Annotated in this window: 6 protein-coding genes; 5 read left to right on the top strand and 1 reads right to left on the bottom strand. The window is 33.3% G+C overall.

Going from position 1 to position 6,114, the window contains the following annotated elements:
* Nucleotides 1-480, top strand: a 480-nt coding sequence (locus tag M983_RS08815; RefSeq protein ID WP_066749706.1) for a sulfatase-like hydrolase/transferase, incomplete at its 5' end; no start/stop codon positions are given.
* A 127-nt stretch (nt 481-607) separates the two neighbouring features.
* On the opposite strand, the gene cpxP is transcribed toward M983_RS08815, so the two are convergent.
* Nucleotides 608-1,123 (bottom strand): cell-envelope stress modulator CpxP, encoded by a 516-nt coding sequence (gene cpxP, locus M983_RS08810; RefSeq protein WP_066749705.1) that lies wholly within the window; start codon nt 1,121-1,123, stop codon nt 608-610.
* Nucleotides 1,124-1,316: 193 nt separating this feature from the next.
* Here cpxP and cpxR point away from each other — a divergent pair, with 193 nt between their 5' ends.
* From cpxR to M983_RS08790, 4 genes are all read left to right on the top strand, one after another.
* Nucleotides 1,317-2,015 carry an envelope stress response regulator transcription factor CpxR gene (gene cpxR, locus M983_RS08805; RefSeq protein ID WP_066749704.1) on the top strand — a complete coding sequence of 233 codons (699 nt, stop codon included), beginning with the start codon at nt 1,317-1,319 and terminating at the stop codon, nt 2,013-2,015.
* Between the two features lie 11 nt (nt 2,016-2,026).
* Complete coding sequence (cpxA, locus tag M983_RS08800; protein WP_066749703.1) at nt 2,027-3,418, top strand: envelope stress sensor histidine kinase CpxA; 1,392 nt, start codon at nt 2,027-2,029, stop codon at nt 3,416-3,418.
* A gap of 416 nt (nt 3,419-3,834) precedes the next feature.
* On the top strand, nt 3,835-4,923 hold the full coding sequence (locus tag M983_RS08795) for a Rossmann-fold NAD(P)-binding domain-containing protein (protein ID WP_066749702.1): 1,089 nt from the start codon (nt 3,835-3,837) through the stop codon (nt 4,921-4,923).
* A gap of 67 nt (nt 4,924-4,990) precedes the next feature.
* Nucleotides 4,991-5,905, top strand: a complete 915-nt coding sequence (locus tag M983_RS08790; protein ID WP_245684033.1) for an ATP-grasp fold amidoligase family protein — start codon at nt 4,991-4,993, stop codon at nt 5,903-5,905.
* Nucleotides 5,906-6,114: the final 209 nt, after the last annotated feature.

Here is a 6,114-nt window from a genome sequence, read left to right as displayed (position 1 = left end):
ATGACAAACAGTAATGAAAATAAATTTATTATTGTTCATTTATGGGGAAATCATCAACCTTATAATAATTTTGATGAAGATGATCAAAACGAACTGCCACAAGCAGAAGAATATGATTGGACAATACATCATACTGATAGAGTATTATCTTCATTAATTGAGACCATCGAAGAAAATAATCAGCCCTATACGCTTATATACACATCAGATCATGGCGAAATAGTAAACAAAGGACATGGATTCGAAAAAGGAAGAGAACAATATTTTGTTCCATTTTTATTTAAATCCAATAATTATAATTGCCAATTTATCGAGAATTTCAGAAACGATGATGGTTGGATAAGTGGATTAATGAATAAATATATCCTTTCTATGCTTCTTGGGTTTAAAGTTGATCCCCAAATTATAGAACAACAAAAAGCGCATGATCGCATTTTAGATGCAAATGAAGATGTAGTTCTTTTCAGCCAAGTTGAATAAAAAAGATAAAAAAAAGCCCCTCTCCAGAGGGGCTGCAAAAGACAGGGATGGTGTCTATGGCAAGGAAAAAACTTCGTTGTTGCTACTTACTCTCTAACTAGGTACTGCTTACTACACTCTTACTTAACTACTTACTATTACTTTCATCTAAAGGTAATGATTGATGCTGTTGATAACGCTTTTCCAACTGCACTTTTTGTTCAGGGGTGAGTAACTGATACATTTGATTATGAACTTTTGCCATTTCAACTCGGCGTTCAACAGCTTGCTTATCCATACTTTGTATCTGTTCTCTTACTGCTGCCTCATCGAATTTATCAGCAGTAACTAATTTGTGCATATTCTCGTGATATCCACGAAAACTTTGTTTATCTCTATTTTGATGATGCTCTCGCATCAAATCTCGCATTTGTGTACGTTGTTGCTCTGTTAATGTAATACCGTTGAACATACGTGTATCATCAGACGTACGATGCATCATTTGGCCACGATGTCCGCGGTCATTTTGCATATCATGACCACAACGATAATTACCATTATATTGTTGCTCAGTAGGCGATTTGGTATTTGCATTTTCAGCTAATACAACCGTCGGAGCGACTAAAAACATAGATGCCAGTGCAACCATTGCTACTTTACTCATTGCTTTTACTCCTAACTAGGTTATTAATACCTAACTGAATTAATGTTTGATGCTACCTAAATATGTGTAATTCTTTGCTATGTGGATTACTATACAGTCGCGGCTGCAAACTAGCGTCAGAGCGTGTAAAAGTACGTAAAGTCATGGATTCGCGCTACTTATTATCGTATTTTTCTCTTGGAGGAATTGACGAATGCATAAAATCTTATTAGTTGATGACGATCGCGAATTGACATCGTTATTAAAAGAACTGCTTGAAATGGAAGGCTTTAATGTTGTACTCGCCTCTGATGGCGAACAAGCACTTAAACTGTTAGATGCTTCTATCGATCTATTATTACTGGACGTTATGATGCCACGTAAAAATGGGATAGAAACACTTAAAGAGTTACGCCAAAACTTCCAAACCCCAGTCATCATGTTGACAGCAAGAGGAAGTGATTTAGACCGCGTTCTTGGTTTAGAACTCGGTGCTGATGACTATTTACCTAAACCTTTTAATGATAGAGAGCTTGTTGCACGTATTAGAGCTATTTTACGTCGCTCTAACTGGAGTGAACAAAAGCAAAGTGACAACAGTTCATCTCCAACATTACAGGTTGATAAATTACAACTGAACCCTGGTAGACAAGAAGCAAGTTTTGATAACGAGCCTCTTGAGTTAACAGGTACTGAGTTTACACTTTTGTATCTTCTTGCTCAGCATTTAGGGCAAGTCGTCTCACGTGAGCATCTCAGTCAAGAAGTACTGGGTAAGCGTTTAACGCCTTTTGATAGGGCGATTGATATGCATATTTCCAATTTACGCCGTAAATTACCTGAAAGAACAGATGGACAGCCTTGGTTTAAAACATTACGTGGCCGTGGTTATCTAATGGTTTCTATAACTTAATAAATAAATTTATGATAAATAGTCTGTCAGCACGCATTTTTGCAATATTCTGGCTGACACTAGCGTTAGTCTTAATGCTAGTTATGATGGTTCCAAAGCTGGACTCGCGCCAGCTTACCACTCTATTGGAGAGTGAATACCGTCAGGGTGTTATGCTAGAACAACATATAGAAGCAGAATTAGCACAAGACCCCGCTAATGATCTTCTTTGGTGGCGTCGAATTATCAGAGCTATTGATAAATGGGCACCTCCAGGACAACGCTTAATTATCGTGACCAGCGAAGGACGCATTATTGGCGCTCAACGTAATGAGATGCAAGTGGTCAGGAACTTTATGGGACAATCTGATAATGCAGATCATCCTAAAAAGAAAAAGTATGGTCGCTCTGAGATGCTTGGGCCGTTTTCAGTAAGAGATGGTGAAGATCACTATCAGCTTTACTTAGTTCGCCCTTCAAGTAGTCCTCAATCTGACTTCATTAACTTATTATTTGATAAACCTTTATTGTTACTAATATTTACCATGCTTATTAGTACGCCATTATTAGTTTGGCTTTCTTGGAGTTTAGCAAAACCTGCAAGACAACTTAAAAATGCTGCTGATGATGTCGCTAAAGGTAATCTGCGCCCTCACCCTGAACTGGAAACAGGCCCACAAGAATTTTTAGCTGCGGGGACGAGTTTTAATCAGATGATAAGTGCCCTTGAGCGCATGGTTGCTGCTCAGCAACGTTTAATTTCTGATATCTCGCATGAATTACGAACACCATTAACACGCTTACAATTAGCTAGCGCATTATTACGCCGTCGTCATGGTGAAAGCAAAGAGCTTGAGCGTATTGAAACCGAGACTCAACGTCTTGATGGCATGATTAATGATTTGCTGGTGCTCTCTCGTAATCAGTACAAGAACGAGCTATTACGTGAAAGCGTAAAAGCTAACGAGCTTTGGGATGATATTTTAGATAATGCTAAGTTTGAAGCAGAACAAAGCAATAAAACGTTAGCAGTCACCACCCCACCCGGTGCTTGGCCAATATATTGCAACCCTTATTCACTTGCGAGCGCATTTGAGAATATTGTCCGTAATGCACTGCGTTACTCTAACTCTCGCATTGAAGTCGCATTTACGGAACAAAATCAAGGTATCACAATTATTGTTGATGATGATGGCCCAGGTGTTAGCCCTGAAGATAGAGAACATATCTTTCGCCCCTTCTATCGCACTGATGAAGCAAGAGACAGAGAATCAGGTGGTACGGGATTAGGCCTTGCGATAGTGGAAACTGCGGTAAGCCAACACAGAGGCCATGTAAAAGCAGATGATAGTCCATTAGGCGGGTTAAGAGTAGAGATTTGGTTACCAAGAGCAGGTGCAACTAATAAAACGGTTACATCATAATTGAGTAATATAATTACTGTATCAAAATATCATGCCACTTATTAGAAAATAGGTGGCATATTCTTTTTATGAGCCATATACAGCATAATTCAGAATGATCTTGTTAGTTCAACCGTTATTCCAGTATTTATATATCTATAATCAATGCTAGAATAGCCACCAATTACTTGACCCACTGATTTGAAGAGTCTACTCTCAGTGCGGTTTACAGCATATTGTTAAAGTATGCTTATATGATAAAACTCTTGAATAACAGCAAGATAAGAGTTTTTTAAGATAAATTTTGGCGCTCTGGGGGCCGTAAACCCAGTGCGGTAGCTTTTCCATTGCTTACTAGCAGTGAAATAAATTCGATAAGAGAAGTAATTAAAAGATAATTTAAAATTTATTTAGAAATAAAACTAATAGAGAAATTTATGTGTAACTTAATTGCGATATTCGGCACATCAACAAAGAAAAATGAAACAAGAATCCCATTACATCCAGATCTATTTAACTTAATACCTCAAAAGATTAAAAAAAATCTCCTTTTTGAAAAAGGCTATGGAAAAAGATTCAATATAAGTGATGAATATTTTAGTGAATTCTTTGCCGGAATTGCATCTAGAGAAGATTTATTTTCATTATCAGATATTTGGATCTTACCGAAGCCAGAAAAAGAGGATTTCAAATTTTTCTCTAAAAATAAAATATTATTTGGCTGGCTACATTGCGTTCAAGGTCGTGAGATAACTCAGGCAGCGACTGAAAATGGTATGACATTGATCGCATGGGAAGCTATGTATGGTGGCAATGATAAAACACATATTTTCAATAGAAATAATGAATTAGCAGGATATGCCGCAGTCCAACACATGCTAATGTTACAAGGCATTAATGGCTATTTTGGTAAAAAATTAAAAGCAGCTGTACTAGGGTTTGGAGCTACTGCAAGGGGAGCTATAAATAGCCTAAAATCATTAGGAATAAATGAAATCACAACATTTAGTAATAGACCTCAGTTTTTAATCAAGTCACCTATAGAAAGCATAGATTACAAAAGAATAATTACCGAAAACAAAGTTGTTTACTTAGAAAGTAATAACCAAGAAAAAAAAGAATCCATAGATGTATTAAAAAACTATGATATTATTATTAATTGTGTATTACAAAACCCAACATCTCCTATTATATTTATAAAAAATAATGATATTGATAAAATAACAAAAAAAACAACTATCATTGATATTAGTTGTGATAAAAATATGGGGTTTGAATTTGCTAGTCCAACTTACTTCGATGAACCATTTATTAATATTAGTGAAAATATTAAATATTACTCTATAGACAATACACCATCTATTTATTGGGATTCTGCTTCTTATGAAATAACTAAATCATTAATTCCTTTTTTAGAACTATTTATTTCTAATTTATGGAAAAAAGATCCTATAATAAAAAATGCTATAGAAATAGAAAATGGAATAATTAAAAATAAAAAAATAATAGAATTTCAGAAAAGATGATATGAAGTTAATATCATACAACATCGCATAAAATATATTTTATCTTTTATTTTTGGAAAAATTAATAGTGAAGAATCTGATAAAAAAAACATTAAAAATCATACTAACACAAATTACAAAAATATCACCTAAACTATCAAGCAAATTACATTATTATTATGTTTTTCATAAAAAACTAAATATAAAAAAACCGTCCACATTTAATGAAAAAATACAATGGTTAAAATTAAATATATATCCTAGAGATAAGTTATATACTATTTGTGCAGATAAATATAAAGTTAGAGATTATGTTGTTAATAAAGATTGTAGAGAAATATTAAATGAATTAATCGCTTCATATGATAGCATCAATGAAATTGACTGGGATACTTTACCCAATGGATTTGTTATTAAATGCAATCATGGTGCCGGTTATAACATAATATGTCAAAATAAAAAAAATCTTGATATTAATATGACTAAAGAATTAATAAAGAGATGGCTAAATGAAGATTATTGGCTAAAAATGGCAGAAACTCACTACAAAAAAATCCCTAAAAAAATTATTATTGAAAAATTAATCAAAAATGAAAAAAATCAGTTACCCGAAGATTACAAAGTCTATTGCTTTAATGGAAAGCCTGAGTTTGTAATGATTTGTTGTGAAAGGAATACAGGTCATCCTAAATATTATTTTGTAGATAAGAATTTTAATTTATTGCCTTTTGGTTCAGCCTATGAAAAAAATCCTAATATAAAATTAGACAAACCTTTAGGTTTTGATGAATTATTTATTTATGCAAAAAAACTATGCCAGGATTTTGTTTTTGTAAGAGCAGATTTTTATATTAATGATGGTAATATTATTTTTGGTGAATTAACTTTTACTCCAGCAGCTGGACTTGATAATAAAATTAGTAATGTGTTATTACCTAATGGTGATGCAATTATGGGAGAATATTTAAAACTACCAAATCTACCTTATCACAATAAAGGTTAATTATACATATTATGTATAGAAACTTCGTAGAAAAGCTAAGTTATTTTTTTAGTAATAATTTATCTATTATAAAAAATTCATCTTGGATAATAATTGAAAAACTATTATCTATTTTTGGGCTAATATTTATTACATCTTATGTAGCAAAGTATATAGGCCCAGATAATTTCGGAAAATTATCTTACGCTATATCTATATTTATTATTATT

This window comes from Proteus myxofaciens ATCC 19692 (assembly GCF_001654855.1).
Lineage (GTDB): Bacteria > Pseudomonadota > Gammaproteobacteria > Enterobacterales > Enterobacteriaceae > Proteus > Proteus myxofaciens.
The sequence above is the reverse complement of the archived record's forward strand: the minus strand, read 5'-3'. Positions and strand labels throughout refer to the sequence as shown.

Bases quoted from the DNA above. Each gene is read 5' to 3' on its own strand.
- M983_RS08795 (WP_066749702.1), top strand. From the start codon at position 3,835: ATGTGTAACTTAATTGCGATATTCGGCACATCAACAAAGAAAAATGAA.
- cpxR (WP_066749704.1), top strand. From the start codon at position 1,317: ATGCATAAAATCTTATTAGTTGATGACGATCGCGAATTGACATCGTTA.
- cpxP (WP_066749705.1), bottom strand. From the start codon at position 1,123: ATGAGTAAAGTAGCAATGGTTGCACTGGCATCTATGTTTTTAGTCGCT.
- cpxA (WP_066749703.1), top strand. From the start codon at position 2,027: ATGATAAATAGTCTGTCAGCACGCATTTTTGCAATATTCTGGCTGACA.